Source organism: Sphingobacterium sp. Ag1 (assembly GCF_000988325.1).
Classification (GTDB): domain Bacteria; phylum Bacteroidota; class Bacteroidia; order Sphingobacteriales; family Sphingobacteriaceae; genus Sphingobacterium.
Genome location: NZ_LBGU01000042.1, coordinates 225586 through 243391 on the forward strand (window position 1 = coordinate 225586; position 17806 = coordinate 243391).

A 17806-nucleotide genomic window follows, 5' to 3' on the forward strand; every position below is an offset into this window, starting at 1 on the left:
ATAAAGATGAAAAGTTACATATTATTATTGGTATTATCTTCAGTCGGAACCATTGCTTTAGGGCAAGTGAGGGTGAAACCGCAGATTCCTTTAATGGAACAAAAAGAATCAAAAATGCCTATTCTTAAATTGGATTCTTCAGATGGGAAGTATCATATGCCCATTAAGAAGCTAAATCGCGAGGATGGTCTGGCGCCAATGCCAGGAACTGAAAAAATGCCGAAAGGGGAGAATAAAGCTGAAAATCTTCCGTTAAGGCGCTTGGATGATTCACTAAAGGTGAAGGATTTTAAATTAAAAATCGACTCCTTGTATCCAAATAGGCAAAAAAAATAGCGTTCTATTTAGAACGCTATTTTTTTTGCTTTAATCCTTATTGTCCATTATAGCTGGGAAACACGGATTGTATTTGTTTTACCTTTTTCGATCAACGGTGTCGACGCTGTATTGATAATGATAGATCCAGGTTTAACGTAGTTATTTTTTACAATAAATTTGTTAACATCATGGATAGATCCATCCGTGCTTTCGAACTTGTCGTAAATAAATGTTTTTACACCCCAAAGTAAGCTGAGTTGTTTTAGCAATTTTTGTGTTCCTGTGAAAACTAAGATATCTACATTTGGTCTATAACTTGTAATTTCAAAAGCCGTTGCTCCAGATGATGTTAATACCGCAATTGCTGAAGCATTTGTTTTTTGAGCAAGATAAACCGAAGATGCACAAATCGCGTCCGGAATAAGTGTTCCGTCGTGGATTTCACTAACTTTCTCATTATAATAAGGATAAGAAGTTTGTTCCACGTGGATAATGATTTTACTCATTGTTTCGATAACGATTTCAGGAAATTCACCAACTGAAGTCTCGCCACTTAACATCACAGCATCCGCTCCATCCAATACGGAGTTGGCTACGTCGTTTACTTCAGCGCGTGTAGGACGCGGTGTAGTAATCATACTTTCCAACATTTGTGTCGCAATGATCACTGGTTTTGAAAGATCTCTACATTTCTGTACGATGATCTTTTGAAGTCCTGGTACTTCTTCCATTGGAAGTTCAACACCCAGGTCACCACGAGCAACCATAACAGCGTCTGTAGCTTCTATAATGGCATCAATATTTTCAATCGCTTCTGGTTTTTCAACCTTTGCGATGACACGTGCATGGCTTCCTTTTGCCTCGATGATTTTTTTACATTGAAAAATATCATCTGCCGAACGTACGAAAGACATCGCGATCCAGTCTGCACCATGATCCAGGGCAAAATTCAAGTTGTCTAAATCTTCTTCCGTCAACGATGGGATAGAAACTTTGGTATTCGGTAAGTTAACGCCTTTACGTGAAGTAAGGACACCTCCGTGTACAACTTCACAGGTAACAGTATCTTTATGATTGGTCTCTAAAACACGAAGTTGAAGTTTTCCGTCATCAAGTAAAATGATTTCGTTGGCTTCAACATCGTTTGGAAAGTTTTCGTATGTAATGTAGATTCTGTTTTCGTCTCCGATGAGTTCTTGTGTTGTAATTTCAACTTTTGAACCATTCACGAGAATAGCGCCACCTTCTTTCATTTTTCCGATCCTAATTTTTGGACCTTGTAAATCGGCTAAGATGGCAACATTGAATCCTGTTTCATTATTTATTGCATTTATAGTTTCGATTACCTTAAGGTGATCTTCCTGGCTGCCATGAGAGAAATTCAACCGGCACACATCAACCCCTTTGGCAATCATGTTGGTCAAAACTTGTTTGTCTGCCGAGGCAGGGCCTAATGTTGCGACAATTTTAGTCCTTTTTTGAACTTTTTCCATCTGTTATTTTGTATTTTAAATGTTCTTCATTAATCACAACAAATAGCCTGCTATATTGTTGTGTTTTGTCAAAACTAAATCGAATTAATTTAGATCTAAGTTGGGGTGTATTTGCTACACTAACCTACAGTTTGCTAAAATATGAGATTTTCTTTAGATTTCAATATTTTTGGTGATATTTCTTTTGCAATGACGACTTCGGGTAATTTGTTGATCCTTTTGATAATATGTTCCACGTCATCCTCACAGATGTAGTTTTTGATGATGATAAAAAAATCGAAGTGGGGGTTTTCCGGGATTAAATAAGTGCCTTCGATGCTCTTATTATTGATCAGAAAATATTCGGTGTCGGCATCGGGGATAAGGTAATGAAAAGCAGTGAAGTGGTAGCTTGTTTTTTTCTTTGGATCAAAGACAATGTGATATTCAAGCTCTTCTTCGGTTTTGTTTTTTTGTCGACCATCATGGTCGTATTTGCTTTCTTTTCCTCTGGAAAAATTCAGGTTAGTCTCCTTGTTGATGAAATGGCAGAGTCGGTAATCTTTCAACGAACAGGTGATGGCGAGTAGGGTAAAATCCAACTCTTCATTCATGTCCATATCCAATCTTGCTACTAACTTATTGACCACTTTATTGTTTAAATATATGTCCCTCTGCTAACGAAGGTACTAATAATTTTGAGGTAGGAATATACTTTTTGTGTAAAATTTGAGTTAATTAGCTGAGCGTTTGGAATACAAAATATTTTTTGTTATACTTGAACTAAGTTAATATAGAGTGGGTTAGCTAGTATAAGACGCGAATAAGTTCGGTCGCCTAACATGGTGACTTTCATCTAAATATCAATTTAGGTTTGAATTTTGATGAAATTTATTTTTCTTTGCACAGATTTATTAAACAATTAAACTATAAAATCATGTCAGATATCGCTTCAAGAGTAAAAGCAATTATCGTTGAAAAATTAGGTGTTGACGAAAACGAAGTAACACCAGAAGCTTCATTCACTAATGATTTAGGTGCTGATTCACTTGACACTGTTGAGTTGATCATGGAGTTTGAAAAAGAATTCAACGTTGCTATTCCTGATGATCAAGCAGAGACTATTGGTACTGTTGGTCAAGCAATCGCTTATTTAGAAAAAAACGTTAACTAACTAATTTAATTAGGCTAATCGTAATAAATGGAGCTTAAAAGAGTAGTAGTAACAGGATTAGGCGCCCTTACACCAATTGGTAATACCGTCTCAGCTTACTGGGAGGCGTTAATAAATGGTGTAAGCGGAGCTGCTCCTATTACGCATTTTGATGCGTCAAAATTCAAGACTCAGTTTGCATGTGAGGTAAAGGGGTTTGATCCGCATGAATTTATGGATCGTAAGGAAGCTCGTAAAGTCGATCCTTTTGTCCAGTATGCAATTGCGTCAACAGATGAGGCAATTAAAGATGCTGGCTTAGATTTTGAAAAATTAGATACAAATCGTATCGGAGTAATTTGGGGATCAGGAATTGGAGGTTTAACAACTTTCACTGAAGAGGTTGCAAACTTTGCAAAGGGAGATGGAACACCTCGTTTCAATCCTTTCTTCATTCCTAAGATGCTCGTTGATATTGCTCCAGGACATATTTCAATGCGTCATGGTCTACGTGGCCCTAACTTTTCTGCCGTATCGGCTTGTGCCTCGGCTACCAATGCAATGATAGATGCTTTTAACTATATTCGTATGGGCAAAGCTGATGTGATTGTTACAGGTGGATCAGAAGCGACAGTCAATGAAGCTGGAATTGGTGGGTTCAATGCTATGCATGCGTTGTCAACCCGGAATGACGACCCTAAAACAGCCTCACGTCCTTTTGATAAAGATAGAGATGGTTTTGTTTCGGGAGAAGGTTCGGGTGCATTGATCTTAGAAAGTTTGGAGCACGCCTTAGCACGTGGGGCAAAAATCTATGCAGAGATTGCAGGGGGTGGAATGAGTGCAGATGCACATCACATCACAGCCTCGCATCCTGAAGGATTGGGCGCAAAACTGGCTATGACAATGGCTGTAAATGATGCAGAGATGGATTTTTCAGATATTGATTATATCAATGTTCATGGAACATCTACACCGGTCGGTGATATTAGTGAAACGAAGGCTATTGTTGACCTGTTTGGTGAACACGCTTATAAATTGAATATCAGTTCAACTAAATCAATGACAGGGCACCTTTTGGGTGCTGCAGGGGCTATTGAAACTATCGCTTCTATATTGGCTGTTCAAAATGATATTGTCCCTCCGACAATCAATCACTTTACAGACGATCCGGAAATTGATAACAACTTGAATTTTACATTCAACAAAGCGCAAAAACGTATCGTTAATGCCGCTTTGAGCAACACATTCGGTTTCGGTGGGCATAATGCTACCGTTATTGTGAAAAAATATAAAGCTTAATGTTTGATCCTTCAAACATGGTTTGATAATATGAGCTAGCGACAGGTTCTTTAACTAGGACTTGTCGCCTTATTTTTAGAAGAGATGCCTTTTGCAAGGATATATAAATTATATTTTTCGCCAGATCGGGAATACGTTAGAAAACTAAAAAACCTGCTTGGATTTGTTCCCGGAAATGTACATCTGTACAAGATGGCGTTTAGACACAAGTCTGTCGCCGTTACAATTAAAGAGGGCGCAAAAAATAGCAACGAACGTTTAGAATTCTTAGGTGATGCTGTTTTGGGTTCGGTTGTGGCCGAACTGTTATTTAAGAAATATCCTTATAAAGATGAAGGGTTCCTGACAGAAATGCGCTCAAAAATTGTCAGTAGAGCAAACCTAAACCAGCTTTCCAGAAAATTGGGGTTTAATGAGCTTATCCAGTTTGATGCGCGAATGATCAGTTTTCCGAATAAACAAGGATCTTTATTGGGTGATGCTTTTGAGGCATTGATTGGGGCAGTTTATCTGGATAGGGGCTATGTTTTTACCAAGAGCTTTTTGTTGAATCGAATTATTAAACCGCACGTCGATATTCACCTATTGGAACAGACGGAAACAAACTTTAAAAGTCGGTTGATTGAGTGGTGTCAACATACTGGCAAAGAGATCGTATTTAGGCAAACAGACAACCCAGAAGGGGAATCTTCTAAGATGTTTAGTATTGAAGCGGTCGTGGATGGTATTGTTTGTGGACTTGGCCGTGATTTTAATAAGAAGTCTGCCGAGAAATCTGCCGCCGAAAAAGCCTGTGAATTCCTTAAAATTCTGGAAGTAGAATAAAGGATTTTATTAACTTTGCCAAATATGGCAGTAGTAAAACCTTCTTTGGCAAAAGGAACGCGTGATTTTTCGCCTTCCGAAATGATCAAACGCAACTATATTTTCGATACACTGAAAACGGTATTCAGAAAATATGGCTATAATGAAATACAGACCCCTTCATTTGAGAATTTGACGACCCTTACCGGTAAATACGGCGACGAGGGCGATAAATTGATCTTTAAGATTCTTAATTCGGGTGACTACCTGACAAAAGCGCCCGACAGCCTGCTTCACGATAAAAATTCCAATAAGCTCATTCCGCATATAACAGAGAAAGCACTAAGATATGATCTTACAGTGCCCTTTGCACGCTATGTTGTGATGCACCAAAATGATATTACTTTACCGTTTAAGCGCTTTCAGGTGCAACCTGTGTGGCGTGCAGATCGTCCGCAGCGCGGAAGATACCGCGAGTTTTATCAATGTGATGTCGACGTGGTCGGGTCAGAAAGTTTATTGAATGAAGCTGAGTTTATTTTGATTTATCAAGAAGCCTTCGAACGGTTTGGACTGAAAGATTTTAATATCAAAATCAACAACCGAAAAATTCTTTCGGGTATTGCTGAAATCATCGGCAAACCGCAGCTGATTGTGGACATGACTGTCGCGATCGATAAATTGGATAAAATCGGGTTGGAAGGTGTCAACAAAGAGTTGTTGGAAAGAGGTTTTACAGAAGCAGATCTTGCTATTTTGAAACCTATAATTTTATTGGAAGGCTCAAATGATGAGAAACTTGCTTCCTTAAAAACGATCTTAGCAACTTCTGCTGTCGGCTTAAATGGTATTGCAGAGATTGAGGACGTGTTTGACTATGTGGCCAAATTAGGTGCTGAAGAAAAGTTGCTTCATCAAATCATAGATCTGGATATTACATTGGCTCGAGGTCTCAATTATTATACGGGCTGTATCTTTGAGGTCAAGACGAATGAAGTTGCCATGGGAAGTATTGGTGGAGGTGGTCGCTACGATGATCTTACAGGTATGTTTGGTTTGAAGGGACTGACCGGGGTCGGGGTTTCCTTTGGTGCGGACCGCATTTATGATGTGCTGGAAGAGCTGAACTTATTTCCTGCTGGGAAAGCTGATTCTACCAAGCTCCTGATCATCAATTTTGACAAACAGCTGGAAAGTTATACCCTGAGCTTACTCAACAAACTTCGCAAGGAAAATATCGCTTCGGAACTCTATGCTTCTCCTGTAAAATTGAAAAAGCAAATGGGCTATGCGGATGGGAAAGGTATTCCCTATGTATTATTAGTCGGTGAAGAGGAGGCTGCATCGGGGCAATTGTCATTAAAGGACATGGAAAGCGGGGAGCAGGTAAAGGTAACTGAAAGTGAGCTGATCCAAAAACTTCGATAGCAAACAGTTTGCATAAAATAGATTAAGCCAAATGATTATTAAGTCCTTTGGCTTTTTTATTTTCATAAGTTTTTGATTTATTTGATTGTGCCGTTCATTTATTTGTAATCAAATGCTATATACTTTAAATCAAATGTCTTAGAAGTGTCTTAAAGTATAAATAAAATTGATTTTTGGGCAAGGAAATTCGTCCAAAATTATTAGATTTGTAGTCTAGAATAGTAAGAAAATCAAAACTTTGAAATGAGTTCAACACCTATAACAAAAGAGACATATTTGGAGTGGTATAAGTCTATGTTACTTATGCGTAAGTTTGAAGAAAAAGCAGGTCAACTTTACGGACAGCAAAAGATTCGTGGTTTCTGTCACTTGTACATAGGACAAGAGGCTGTAGTCGCTGGAACGATGTCAGTAATCAAACCTGAGGATTCTCTAATCACTGCTTATCGTGATCACGCCCACGCTTTGGCTAAAGGCGTTTCTGCAAATGCTTGTATGGCTGAATTATATGGAAAGATCACTGGTTGTTCAAAAGGTAAAGGAGGTTCTATGCACTTCTTCTCTAAAGAGCACAAATTCATGGGTGGCCATGGTATTGTTGGTGGTCAGATTCCTTTAGGTGCTGGTATCGCATTTGCTGAAAAATATCTTGGTACAGATAATGTAAATATCTGTTATATGGGTGATGGAGCTGTGCGTCAAGGTGCATTCAATGAGACATTGAACATGGCGATGTTGTGGAAACTCCCGGTTATCTTTGTATGTGAAAACAACGGTTATGCCATGGGTACTTCTGTACAACGTACAACGAACATGCAGGATATTTACAAAATGGGCTTAGGTTTCGATATGCCTTCTGCTCCGGTTGATGGAATGGATGTGGTTGCTGTACACAATGCGATGGACGAAGCGGTTCAACGTGCTCGTGCGGGTGAAGGTCCAACATTCTTAGAAATTCGTACATACCGTTACAAAGGCCACTCGATGTCTGACCCGGCTAAATATCGTACGAAAGAAGAGCTAGAAGCATATAAAGACCGTGACCCATTGTTGTCGACTAAACATGCTATTTTAGAAAACAACTATGCGGATGACGCTTGGTTTGCAGAGGTTGAGGCTGATGTGAAAAAGGTCGTTGAAGAGTCTGTAAAATTTGCAGAGGAATCACCTTATCCAACTGCAGATGAATTGTACAAAGATGTATATGTACAACAAGACTATCCATTTATTTTAGATTAATACTCTTTAACTTGATAATATAATAAAGAATGGCTGAAGTAGTAAGAATGCCGAAAATGAGCGATACAATGACCGAAGGGGTCATCGCGAAATGGCACAAAAAAGTTGGTGATAAAGTAAATTCTGGTGATTTAGTAGCTGAGATTGAAACAGATAAAGCTACAATGGACTTTGAGTCTTACCAAGAAGGAACTCTTTTATATATTGGTCCTAAAGAAGGCGAAGCAGTAGCTATTGATGCTGTTATTGCTGTTTTAGGTGAGCCAGGTGAAGATTTTCAAGCATTGTTGAGCGGTGATGCGCCTGCTGCTGAAAAAGCACCGGAAAAAACAGAAGAAAAAAAAGCAGAAGAAGTTTCTGGTCCAGAATCTTCGGCTAGTACTGTAACTCCTGAGGAATTGGGATGTACGGTAATTACAATGCCTTTGTTAAGTGATACGATGAAAGAGGGTGTCATTGCGCAATGGAACTTCAAAGTTGGTGATACGATTAAATCTGACGATGCTATTGCTGATGTAGAAACTGATAAAGCGACAATGGAAGTTACAGCGTATGCTGATGGTACTTTATTATATGTTGGTCTTGAAGCTGGACAAGCGGCAAAGGTTAACGACATCATCGCGATCGTTGGTCCTGCAGGAACTGATATTACACCTTTGTTAAATCAAAAATCTGCACCTGCAAAGGCAGAAACTGCTGAAGCTCCTAAAGCTGACTCAGCTGCTGCTGTAACTGCCGCACCGGTAGCATCGACTTCAAGCGATGATTCTCGTGTGAAAGCTTCTCCTTTAGCACGTAAAATTGCGCAGGAGAAAGGTATCAACTTAAGTGATATCAAAGGTTCTGCAGATGGTGGCCGTATTGTGAAGAAAGACGTAGAATCATTTGTTCCTGTTGCTGCACAATCTGCGGAAACAAAAGCTGCAGCCGCTCCTGCAACAGAAGCAAAAGCAATCACTTTACCTACATTTGTTGGTGAAGAGCGTTATACTGAAAAACCAGTTAACCAAATGCGTAAAACTATTGCGCGTCGTCTAGCAGAGTCATTGTTTACAGCTCCACACTTCTATTTGACTGTATCAATTGACATGGACAATGCAATGGCTGCTCGTGCGCAGATCAATGAGGTTGCTCCAGTAAAAGTTTCTTTCAATGATATCGTTGTAAAAGCTGTTGCTGTTGCCTTGAAAAAACATCCTGCTGTAAACTCTTCATGGCAAGGCGATAAAATCCGTTTCAATGAACATACCAACATTGGTGTTGCAATGGCTGTTGAAGATGGTTTATTAGTTCCTGTTGTGCGTTTTGCAGATGGTAAATCATTGTCGCATATCTCTGCAGAGGTGAAAGACTTCGCTCAAAAAGCGAAGGCTAAAAAATTACAGCCTGCCGATTGGGAAGGATCTACATTTACAGTGTCCAACTTAGGTATGTTTGGAATTGACGAATTTACATCCATTATCAACTCACCAGATGGAGCAATCCTTTCTGTTGGTGCTATTCAAGCAGTTCCTGTTGTTAAAAACGGTGCTGTAGTTCCTGGTAATGTAATGAAAGTGACATTGGGTTGTGATCACCGCGTGGTCGATGGTGCAACTGGAGCTGCATTTTTGCAAACATTAAAATCTTTGGTTGAAAATCCAGTAAGATTATTAGCATAATCCTTTATTTGAGGAATTAAAAGCCACTTTAGTAATAAGGTGGCTTTTTTTATGGCCTTAATTGGTTAATCTTATGATAGGGAAAAGTTTTTTTACCTATAGTTTTCCATCGTTATCCATTTGTTTGAAGTAAGCCCAGGTTGTCCGTTGCTAGAGTGAAAGAGACTGCGCACATAAAAAAGGTAACATATCCGATGAATATCAATTATTGTGATAAAAAATTCGTTTTTTTATACTAAAATCTTCATTTTAGCATTATTATCAGTAGGCTGGTCCTTCTATTACGAGCTTCAATAATTTGATGTTGTTTAGAACAAAGGAAATAGGAGGTATTTATTGATAAACAATACATAAAACACAAAAATCCGGGAGACTTAGTATAGTGAAATTATTTTTTTTAAAGGGAATGGTCGCTCTTTTGATGGTATCTACAGTGGCTTGTAGTTCAAAAGAGAAAAAACAGAAGGAAGCAGCAATAGCGCAGGCAAAAGTAGATAGCACGAGACTCGTCTATAATCCAAATAATGCAGATCAGAAAATCGATGCTTTTATGAAAAACCTTCATTCAAAAGCTGCATTCAATGGGAACGTTCTTGTTGCTAAAGATGGGAAAATCTTATATCAGAATACATTCGGCTGGGCCAATTACTTAAAACGGGATAGTCTAAAAATAGATGACAAATTTGAACTCGCTTCAGTTTCTAAACCGTTAACAGCTGTCGGAATTTTGAAGTTAGTGGAGGCAGGAAAGCTACGTCTCGATCAAACGATCAATGACTTCTATCCGGATTTTCCTTATCCTGGTATTACCATAAAAATGTTATTGACACACCGCTCGGGATTACCTAATTACGTTTATTTTTCGGAGGAACATTGGCCTGATCGCAAGAAAGGAATGACAAATCAGGATGTGATGAAAATGCTGACCGAATTTAAGCCTAATCGCTATGGTGCGCCAGGAGGCCGTTTCTTTTACAATAATTCGAACTTTATGGTCTTAGGGGCCATTATTGAAAAGATATCAAAGCAAGATTATGCGACGTATATGAAAGATAGCGTATTCAATGTTGCCGGAATGACAAATACAGCCGCACTCTCTAAGGCCGTGTATGATAAAATTCCGACCAACGTTATCGGGCATGATAAGGTATGGCGAAGATCGGTGGTGCAAAATTTTCAGGATGGACCGCTTGGTGACAAAGGAATTTATAGTACAGTGCGTGACCTTTATCGTTTTGATCTGGCTTTGAGAGATGGACGATTGTTAAAGCAGTCAACATTGGATTCAGCATACCGAGGATATCCCGATGCCAAAAAGGGAATTTTTAGCTATGGTTATGGTTGGCGTACCTTTGAGCATGGTAATGATCATATCGTATACCATACAGGCTGGTGGCACGGTTTTAGACATATTTATGTAAGAGATTTAAAAAGAAACATTGTTATTGTTTTACTTTCTAATATGACCAATGGAAGCTTGGTCAAATTGGATGAGCTTTATAAAATCATGGGAATGCCCGTATTGCGTAAAAATGCCTATAGCACCCATGGTGATTTTATCATCGATGAGTAATTTCTGAGCGATGCTACCCGGAGCATTTAGATTATCTTTTTTATCGTAAACTAGAATGCAGAGAAGATAATCTAAATGCCTTGAGTGAGCGTGTAATAAGTAAATACAAAAGATATATAAAGGGATGAAAAAAACATTGATTTTGGGTGCTAGCACCAATCCATCACGTTATTCGAATAAAGCGGCAAATATGCTTCATAAACATGGGCATGCAATCGTCAATATTGGCTTGAGTGGAGGAGAAGCCGCTGGAGTTGCCATTGAAAAGAAAGGTGAGATCTATACAGATATTGATACGGTGACAATGTATCTTAGCGAGCCTAATCAGAAAGAATATTACGATTATATATTAGCGACGAAGCCAAAAAGAATAATATTTAATCCAGGGGCAGAGAATTCAGCATTGGAACAGCTCGCGATGGAGCATGGTATTAAGACAGAAAGAGCCTGCACTCTTGTTTTGTTGAGTACAGGGCAGTTTTAGATTTTGGATTTATGAAGCAACTCAACCGACAGATACTTCGTGATAAAATAATTTGTAAGTCCCACGGTATTGCTGTCAAGATTTAGGCTTGACACTTTTATGTCACAATGTTCCTTCAATATTGCCATGGTATAAGAATTGATGGCTTGCTGTATCGGAATCGTGATCAGTTCATTTGCTTTTGCAATTTTCCCCCCCAATACGATCAATTCGGGGTTGAGGAGCTGTATCAAGGATGCAAATGCTTTCCCTAGATTTGTCCCTAGTTTTGAAATCTGGTTTATTGCAAATTGATCACCTTTGTTTGCAGCTTCAATAATATGCGTTGGTGTTAAATGTTGTAATTCATCGGGTTGCAATTCGTTTAATTTAGTCAGCTCTCCTTTCTGGATTTCCTGTTTCGCATTGTTGACTAAAGCAATTCCGGAAGCTACGGTTTCCAAACAACCTCTTTTCCCACAGTAGCATAGTTCGCCATTATCGATAAAGGGCATATGTCCCACTTCGCCGGAGTAGCCATCACGTCCCAGATAGACTTCGCCATTGGACACGATTCCTAAACCAATCCCCCAATCCATTAGGATAATTAAACTGTTTTTTGTGTTTTTTGCCAATCCAAATTTCAATTCAGCATAAGCAGCGCCTTTGACGTCATTGAGAATGAAGACTGGTTTTTTATATATGCGCTCAAAATAATTTGTTATGGATTGATTGTCGTCATGTAAAAAAGTCTCGTTGGTACCTTCTTCAGCGTTGATTAGCCCAGGCATACCAATGATAATCCCTGTTAGGTTCTCGATATCAACTGATTTATCGATAAGATATTGATCAACGATTTGTGTGATAGCGGCTAGATTTTCTCCATTGCGAGATAATTCATTATCCAGCTCAACAGTTTCAGCAATAATGTTCTGGTTGTTGTCCATTATGCTCATCGTGATAGAGAAACGTTGGAGCTCAATCGAAAGCACCTGAAACAATCCATCACATAGCTTATATAAATTGGGTTTACGTCCGCCAATAGATTCTCCTTTGTCAAATTGACGGATAAAATCATCTTCCAGCAACTCTGCAATGAGGCTATTCACCGTAGGCAGGCTTAAATAGAGGTTTTTTACAATGTCATTTACCGATACAGATCCTAATTCGGCTATTAATTTTATAATGGAGATTTTATTGAACAGATTTTTCTTTTCAGGTTTACTCTCCAATTTTTTGTTAATCAGTAAGTTTACGGCTTTAGTCATAAAACATCATATTTTGAAATAGAATCCTCAGGGCTTTAATTTAGCAAAAGTTTTGGAATCATTTGGTTATTTTTCTCACTTGACAAACAAGTGGGCTAATTAGCAAAAAGGGGATAAGATTCCTTATCCCCTTTCTACGTATAAGTTAAGACTATTTGAGTTTTTTTACTCGAATATCTTTAAAGAATACTTCGGTACCGTGTCCAAGGAACCCGATATGACCAGAGGTTCGTTTAAGTCCAGGATGTTGTTTGCCATCCAAGGTTCCGTTTTTGCTTGCCTCGGCGATATCCGCATCAACAATAACAGCGCCATTTAGTGTAACTTTGATACGATTTCCTTTCACGACTATTTCCTCGGAGTTCCATTCACCTACAGGTTTTAAATGACCTTTTTTGGCAGGAACAACACCATAAATCGAACCGTGATATTGGTATTGCTTCAAGTCTTTATAAACATCTGCGCCATCATCAAGTACCTGGATTTCCATTGCCTCATATGCGGCGTCCCCCTCTAGAGGAGCCCTTATTCCCACACCATTGTTGGCACCAGGGGTCAATTTGAAGTCGAAGCGATAAATGAAGTCTGCGTATTCTTCTTTTGTGTAGAGGTTTCCACCAAATTTTGCATTTGGATACACCCAGATATAACCTTCGTCATTGATGACATAGGCTTGGTTTTCTGTCCACTTGTCGAGGTTTGTTCCATCAAAAAGTACTTCAAAACCTTCTTTTTTCTCTTGATCGCTCAATTTAAAGATTTGCTTTCTTGGGAATTCCTTGATAAAAAGATCTCTATAATAAACAACTGAACCATGCGCTTGTAACTCAATTTGTTCGGTAGGGAAAATGGATTGGTTTCTATCCCAATAGTTTTCAAGAGGAATATTATCAGTTACTAACTGTCCATTTAACCAAACCGTGACTTTATCGTCTACCATTTTGATTTTAAACGTATTCCATTCGCCGGTAGCATTGTCGGCAACCTTCAATGGTTTGCTTTCATTTTTCTGGTTGTTATATAATCCACCAGAGCCAACTTGGGCACCGACTCTTGTATTCGCAATATCCCAAATCTGTACTTGTGGAGTACCTCTCAAGTAAATACCGGCATCACCTTCTATACCACCATAGTTCTCCAATTTCCAATCTACAAGCATTTCAAAATCGCCATATTTTTTTACGGTAGCCAGGTTATCTCCTTTACCACTGAAGGTAATTTCGCCATTGGATGCTGTCCAGCCTTTGCGCATGATGTCATCGGCTTTAGCTTGTTCTGCTGCTAAAGTTTTCTCGTTCATCTTACTACGTTTGATCGGATCCGCTACCAAACCTTTCCAGCCACTTAGGTCTTTACCATTGAACATCGAAACGTAACCCTCTTTGATGGGCATTTCAGCGAGATAGCGAACAACGGCTTCTTTAAGGTATCCACTTTCACTACCCGACAATTTACCGATTACCTGTTCAAGAACCTCTCTGACCTTTTTTCCATAGAACTTGTTGTCCATTGCAATGTTCATTGCTACATTGGCAGCAGTTCCGCCCAGTTGTGCATCGTTCATTAAGTCGGCGGCAAAAACTAAAGACTGGTATGTTCCTGTAGGTTGTAACGCCGATAATGCTGCTTTTTTCTGATCTGCTGTTTTGGCAACGCTGAATGCATCTCTTAATAACAACGTTTTCTGTTCAGGCGTATTCGAAGAAGAAGAAATTGATTTAATTAATCCCCGGTATACCGTATTGAACAGATTATCGTCTTTTTCTGTTCGGGAAAGAGATACCAATTCTGGAAGTGCGTTGGAGGAAGACCAGCCAGCCAAAGATTCAATTGCTGCTGACCGTAGACTTGTATTATTATTGTTAAGGTATGCAGTTACAGCTTTCAATGACTGTGCGTCACCAAGCCCAGCAAAAATAGGGAAATATTTAGCGGTATTAGGCGCTGCTGATTTCGCTATATTAGCTGCTAGTTTTTCTGTTAATCCTTTTGAATTTGTGCTTGACTGAATCACATTGACAATGGCACGCTGCAATAGAACGGCAGATTTATTATCTGTCGTATTGTTTAGCCTATTGAATAGTTCTTCTAAATCCGACTCCTGGGCAACATTGGGAAGTGCTTTGTTGATCGCTTCTTCGACAGCAGGATTTGAACTCTTTATTGCTAATACAGCTTTGGATGATGCATTGTTGGAACGTTTACTTAAAATATCCAGTAATTGAATCTTTTTGTCGTCATCTACCGTGGCGAGCGCATTGTTGACATCGGTAACAACATTTGCATCTTTAGATGATAGGATCAACGCCTTTACCGAATTGTTGAACTGTTGATCTGTGTTGAGAGCCTGGATTAAAGTATTGGTTTCTTTTCCCTGTGATAGTGTATTTAGTGCACTTAATCCAGCTAATTTAGTTACTGGAGATTGTGTTTTATTTACTAACGCCTGGATTAGTTTTAAACTGCTTGCCGAACCATTGTGGGCTAAGTAGTTCAATACACTTTCTTGAACTTCAGGCGTACCCTTGCTTGCTAAAGCAAGCAAGCTTTTTGCGTCGCTGCCCTTTCCGTATTTTCCGAGTAATTGTAAAGCAATGTTACGGTAAGCACCATTATCGCTCTTAACTGCTGCTAATAAGTTCTTTTGTTGTTTCGCCGGGTCAAGAGTTGTCAATAATTTAAGCGATGCAATTTGACCGTTGATTGATTTGGCTTTTTGGGATTCTTGGAAAAATTTGTTCAGAAACTTGATTGCATCTTGATCATGCTTATTGTCGATCAATGCTTGGGCATAGTCGATACCAAGACCAACCGCATCAAATTTGTCGTAGCTGTAACCTGCAGCAGTTAGTTTTTCTTGGAATAGCGATTCAGAAGCTGTGCCACCTATTTTGCTTAATGCGATTAATGCTGTCCGTTGAAAACCGTCCGAATTATATTTTTTGGTCAATCCCAAAATAGCATTTTCAGCATTTTTATCCTTTAAATCTCCGAGTGCAGTAACTAAGGCAATAGCAGTTTTCTCTGTCGTTGACGCAGCTAAAGCTTTTTCTAATGCTGCTGTCGACTCAGGGGTACGAATAGATACCAGAGTTCTCGCTGCAGCATCGGCAAGATAATCGTTTGCCAAGCAAGTTGCGACAGCGGGTATAGCGGTATTATCTGCACATTGACGTAATAGGCGTAGGGCAAAGACCTGATTTGTTGGTTCACTCAATTGCGAGATGGATTTTGCCAAACCTTCAACAAAAACTCTTTTTTGCTGTTCTTTACCTGGTTGATTTACATAGAATGAATAGCTGTTTGCTGCAAATTCTATCGGAGCATTATTGCTTCCCGGTGCTTTAAGTCCCTTGAGGAAAGTGACAACGTCGTCAGACGAAAAACCTTCCAACTCATGCATGGCAAGCAAAAATTTTTCTTTTTCTTCGGCAGGCTGCTGTGCCAATACGTCTGCTATTTTGGTTGCAGTCGTTCTATTTTGTGGTTGCTGCGCGTAAGTTGCACTAGATATAAGAAGCAATACAGTCAGCGAATTGAATATTCTTTTCATTGGGATTTCTTTTTAAATAGACCAAGGGCCTCTCATTGGTTGGTGAATCAATCTATTTGCGGCGTCATCATTAATAAATAGCTCGTTTTGAGAGTCGTATTTTAATGATCTGTTTAGTCGCAATGCTGCTAATCCCATGTTGACCAAAGTACAAGAACGGTGTCCATTGATTTCATTCAGTGCAAACTTTTCTCTTGTGCGCACGGATTCCAGGAAGTCAGTAATCTGTGGTGCTGGTTCAGGGTACTGTGCAAGTTTCCTTTCCAAATCTGGTATATCTGATTGAAACCCTCGATATAATTTACCTTTTGGACCTTCAATATAAGCTGCCTTTTCATCTTTCGCTTCACCGTCTAGAATGATCTGACAACCATCGGCATAGGTAAATGTAATTCGTCTCCATGTGCCCACAGCATCCGGATGTTGCTGCGGAGCATCCACGTCGACAGTAACAGGACTTTCGTTGTCTTTACCTAAGAAGTATTGAACAGGATCCATATAGTGTTGTCCCATATCTCCTAAGCCGCCGCCATCATAATCCCAATATCCTCTAAAGGTCGTATGTACACGGTGCTTATTATAAGGTTTGTATGGTGCTGGACCTAACCAAAAATCGTAGTCAAGTTCCGCTGGTACTTTCTCTTCTGGTAAGTTTTCCTTTCCTACCCAATAGAATTTCCAGTCAAAGCCCGTATGTTTGCTTATTGTCACTTTCAACGGCCAACCCAACATCCCTGTATCAACCAATTTTTTGATTTTGCTTACGGGAACATTCATTCCATAAAAATCATCCTTAAAACGAAACCAGGTATTTAAACGAAAGATATTACCATGCTGTGCAATGGCTTCTTTCACTTTTTTACCTTCACCGATAGTGCGTGTCATCGGTTTTTCACACCAGATATCTTTTCCTGCTTTTGCCGCTTCAATGGACATCAGTCCATGCCAATGTGGGGGAGTAGCAATATGTACGATATCTACTTCCGGAGATTTAATCAACTCCCTAAAGTCATGGTATTCCTTCACACCACCGCCTAAGTCTGCTTGTGCTGCCGCCAGATGGGTTTTGTCCACATCACAAATAGCTACTGTTTTAGTTCCGGCGTAGCCAAAGTGCCCACGGCCCATATTGCCGACACCAATTACACCTTTGGTTAGATGGTCGCTCGGAGCAAGATAGCCCTGTCCTCCGAGTACAAAGCGTGGTACAATAGAAAATGCCGCAGCACCGACCACGGATTTTTTTATGAAATCACGCCTTGATGAATTCTGTTCTTTCATTTTGGTTGGATTAGTTGTTTTATAATTGATCCACTATTAGGCTGTTAAAAATAACGGCATTGGATATTTAATCTTAAAAATAGATAAAAAACTGATAAATGTAAACTGATAACTAAAATTTTACGTATTGTTTATTTGTGTTTTATTAAAAAATAACAAAAGAATACTGTTGAATTCATTTCTTTCATATATAGCCACCCCATTATTACCTATGCTTTGTTGTTTTATCTGCTAAATTGTTACATTTCAGTAGTGTAGCTATTCGATGTGATGGACAGATAAGAGCTTGAA

General features: G+C 39.2%; 14 protein-coding genes. 9 read left to right on the forward strand and 5 right to left on the reverse strand.

Annotated elements, in window-relative coordinates; genetic code table 11:
• The first annotated feature begins 6 nt into the window (after positions 1 to 6).
• Positions 7 to 336 (forward strand): hypothetical protein, encoded by a 330-nt coding sequence (locus AAW12_RS17015; protein WP_046674844.1) that lies wholly within the window; start codon positions 7 to 9, stop codon positions 334 to 336.
• A gap of 47 nt (positions 337 to 383) precedes the next feature.
• Here AAW12_RS17015 and pyk read toward each other — a convergent pair whose 3' ends face one another.
• On the reverse strand, positions 384 to 1811 hold the full coding sequence (pyk, locus tag AAW12_RS17020) for a pyruvate kinase (protein WP_046674845.1): 1428 nt from the start codon (positions 1809 to 1811) through the stop codon (positions 384 to 386).
• A 134-nt stretch (positions 1812 to 1945) separates the two neighbouring features.
• Positions 1946 to 2440 (reverse strand): IPExxxVDY family protein, encoded by a 495-nt coding sequence (locus AAW12_RS17025; protein ID WP_231585289.1) that lies wholly within the window; start codon positions 2438 to 2440, stop codon positions 1946 to 1948.
• Positions 2441 to 2727: 287 nt separating this feature from the next.
• Here AAW12_RS17025 and AAW12_RS17030 point away from each other — a divergent pair, with 287 nt between their 5' ends.
• The 8 genes from AAW12_RS17030 to AAW12_RS17065 all read left to right on the forward strand — a co-directional run bounded on the left by AAW12_RS17030 (position 2728) and on the right by AAW12_RS17065 (position 11434).
• Entirely contained in the window at positions 2728 to 2964 is a 237-nt protein-coding gene (locus AAW12_RS17030; protein ID WP_028070665.1) for an acyl carrier protein, read from the forward strand.
• Positions 2965 to 2991: 27 nt separating this feature from the next.
• The gene (gene fabF / locus AAW12_RS17035; protein ID WP_046674847.1) at positions 2992 to 4245 is read left to right on the forward strand and encodes a beta-ketoacyl-ACP synthase II; all 1254 of its coding nucleotides are present in this window, start codon (positions 2992 to 2994) and stop codon (positions 4243 to 4245) included.
• Between the two features lie 84 nt (positions 4246 to 4329).
• On the forward strand, positions 4330 to 5070 hold the full coding sequence (gene rnc / locus AAW12_RS17040; protein ID WP_046674848.1) for a ribonuclease III: 741 nt from the start codon (positions 4330 to 4332) through the stop codon (positions 5068 to 5070).
• Positions 5071 to 5094: 24 nt separating this feature from the next.
• Positions 5095 to 6477, forward strand: coding sequence for a histidine--tRNA ligase (hisS, locus tag AAW12_RS17045; protein ID WP_046674849.1), 1383 nt, complete (start codon positions 5095 to 5097; stop codon positions 6475 to 6477).
• Positions 6478 to 6720: 243 nt separating this feature from the next.
• Positions 6721 to 7716 (forward strand): pyruvate dehydrogenase (acetyl-transferring) E1 component subunit alpha, encoded by a 996-nt coding sequence (pdhA, locus tag AAW12_RS17050; protein WP_046674850.1) that lies wholly within the window; start codon positions 6721 to 6723, stop codon positions 7714 to 7716.
• Between the two features lie 29 nt (positions 7717 to 7745).
• Positions 7746 to 9377, forward strand: coding sequence for a pyruvate dehydrogenase complex dihydrolipoamide acetyltransferase (locus AAW12_RS17055; protein WP_046674851.1), 1632 nt, complete (start codon positions 7746 to 7748; stop codon positions 9375 to 9377).
• Between the two features lie 382 nt (positions 9378 to 9759).
• Positions 9760 to 10950 (forward strand): serine hydrolase domain-containing protein, encoded by a 1191-nt coding sequence (locus AAW12_RS17060; RefSeq protein ID WP_046674852.1) that lies wholly within the window; start codon positions 9760 to 9762, stop codon positions 10948 to 10950.
• Between the two features lie 124 nt (positions 10951 to 11074).
• Complete coding sequence (locus tag AAW12_RS17065; RefSeq protein WP_046674853.1) at positions 11075 to 11434, forward strand: CoA-binding protein; 360 nt, start codon at positions 11075 to 11077, stop codon at positions 11432 to 11434.
• On the opposite strand, the gene AAW12_RS17070 is transcribed toward AAW12_RS17065, so the two are convergent.
• From AAW12_RS17070 to AAW12_RS17080, 3 genes are all read right to left on the reverse strand, one after another.
• Positions 11431 to 12681: an ROK family transcriptional regulator gene (locus AAW12_RS17070; RefSeq protein WP_046674854.1), complete on the reverse strand. Its 1251-nt coding sequence runs from the start codon at positions 12679 to 12681 to the stop codon at positions 11431 to 11433. The genes AAW12_RS17065 and AAW12_RS17070 overlap by 4 nt on opposite strands.
• Before the next feature lie 151 nt (positions 12682 to 12832).
• Positions 12833 to 16234: a family 16 glycoside hydrolase gene (locus tag AAW12_RS17075; RefSeq protein ID WP_046674855.1), complete on the reverse strand. Its 3402-nt coding sequence runs from the start codon at positions 16232 to 16234 to the stop codon at positions 12833 to 12835.
• Positions 16235 to 16246: 12 nt separating this feature from the next.
• Positions 16247 to 17515 carry a Gfo/Idh/MocA family oxidoreductase gene (locus AAW12_RS17080; RefSeq protein WP_046674856.1) on the reverse strand — a complete coding sequence of 423 codons (1269 nt, stop codon included), beginning with the start codon at positions 17513 to 17515 and terminating at the stop codon, positions 16247 to 16249.
• Positions 17516 to 17806 lie beyond the last annotated feature (291 nt).

What these genes read in the sequence shown, in the direction of transcription:
- AAW12_RS17015 (WP_046674844.1), top strand. Translation starts at nt 7, where the DNA reads ATGAAAAGTTACATATTATTATTGGTATTATCTTCAGTCGGAACCATT.
- pyk (WP_046674845.1), bottom strand. Translation starts at nt 1,811, where the DNA reads ATGGAAAAAGTTCAAAAAAGGACTAAAATTGTCGCAACATTAGGCCCT.
- AAW12_RS17030 (WP_028070665.1), top strand. Translation starts at nt 2,728, where the DNA reads ATGTCAGATATCGCTTCAAGAGTAAAAGCAATTATCGTTGAAAAATTA.
- fabF (WP_046674847.1), top strand. Translation starts at nt 2,992, where the DNA reads ATGGAGCTTAAAAGAGTAGTAGTAACAGGATTAGGCGCCCTTACACCA.
- rnc (WP_046674848.1), top strand. Translation starts at nt 4,330, where the DNA reads ATGCCTTTTGCAAGGATATATAAATTATATTTTTCGCCAGATCGGGAA.
- hisS (WP_046674849.1), top strand. Translation starts at nt 5,095, where the DNA reads ATGGCAGTAGTAAAACCTTCTTTGGCAAAAGGAACGCGTGATTTTTCG.
- pdhA (WP_046674850.1), top strand. Translation starts at nt 6,721, where the DNA reads ATGAGTTCAACACCTATAACAAAAGAGACATATTTGGAGTGGTATAAG.
- AAW12_RS17055 (WP_046674851.1), top strand. Translation starts at nt 7,746, where the DNA reads ATGGCTGAAGTAGTAAGAATGCCGAAAATGAGCGATACAATGACCGAA.
- AAW12_RS17065 (WP_046674853.1), top strand. Translation starts at nt 11,075, where the DNA reads ATGAAAAAAACATTGATTTTGGGTGCTAGCACCAATCCATCACGTTAT.
- AAW12_RS17070 (WP_046674854.1), bottom strand. Translation starts at nt 12,681, where the DNA reads ATGACTAAAGCCGTAAACTTACTGATTAACAAAAAATTGGAGAGTAAA.
- AAW12_RS17075 (WP_046674855.1), bottom strand. Translation starts at nt 16,234, where the DNA reads ATGAAAAGAATATTCAATTCGCTGACTGTATTGCTTCTTATATCTAGT.
- AAW12_RS17080 (WP_046674856.1), bottom strand. Translation starts at nt 17,515, where the DNA reads ATGAAAGAACAGAATTCATCAAGGCGTGATTTCATAAAAAAATCCGTG.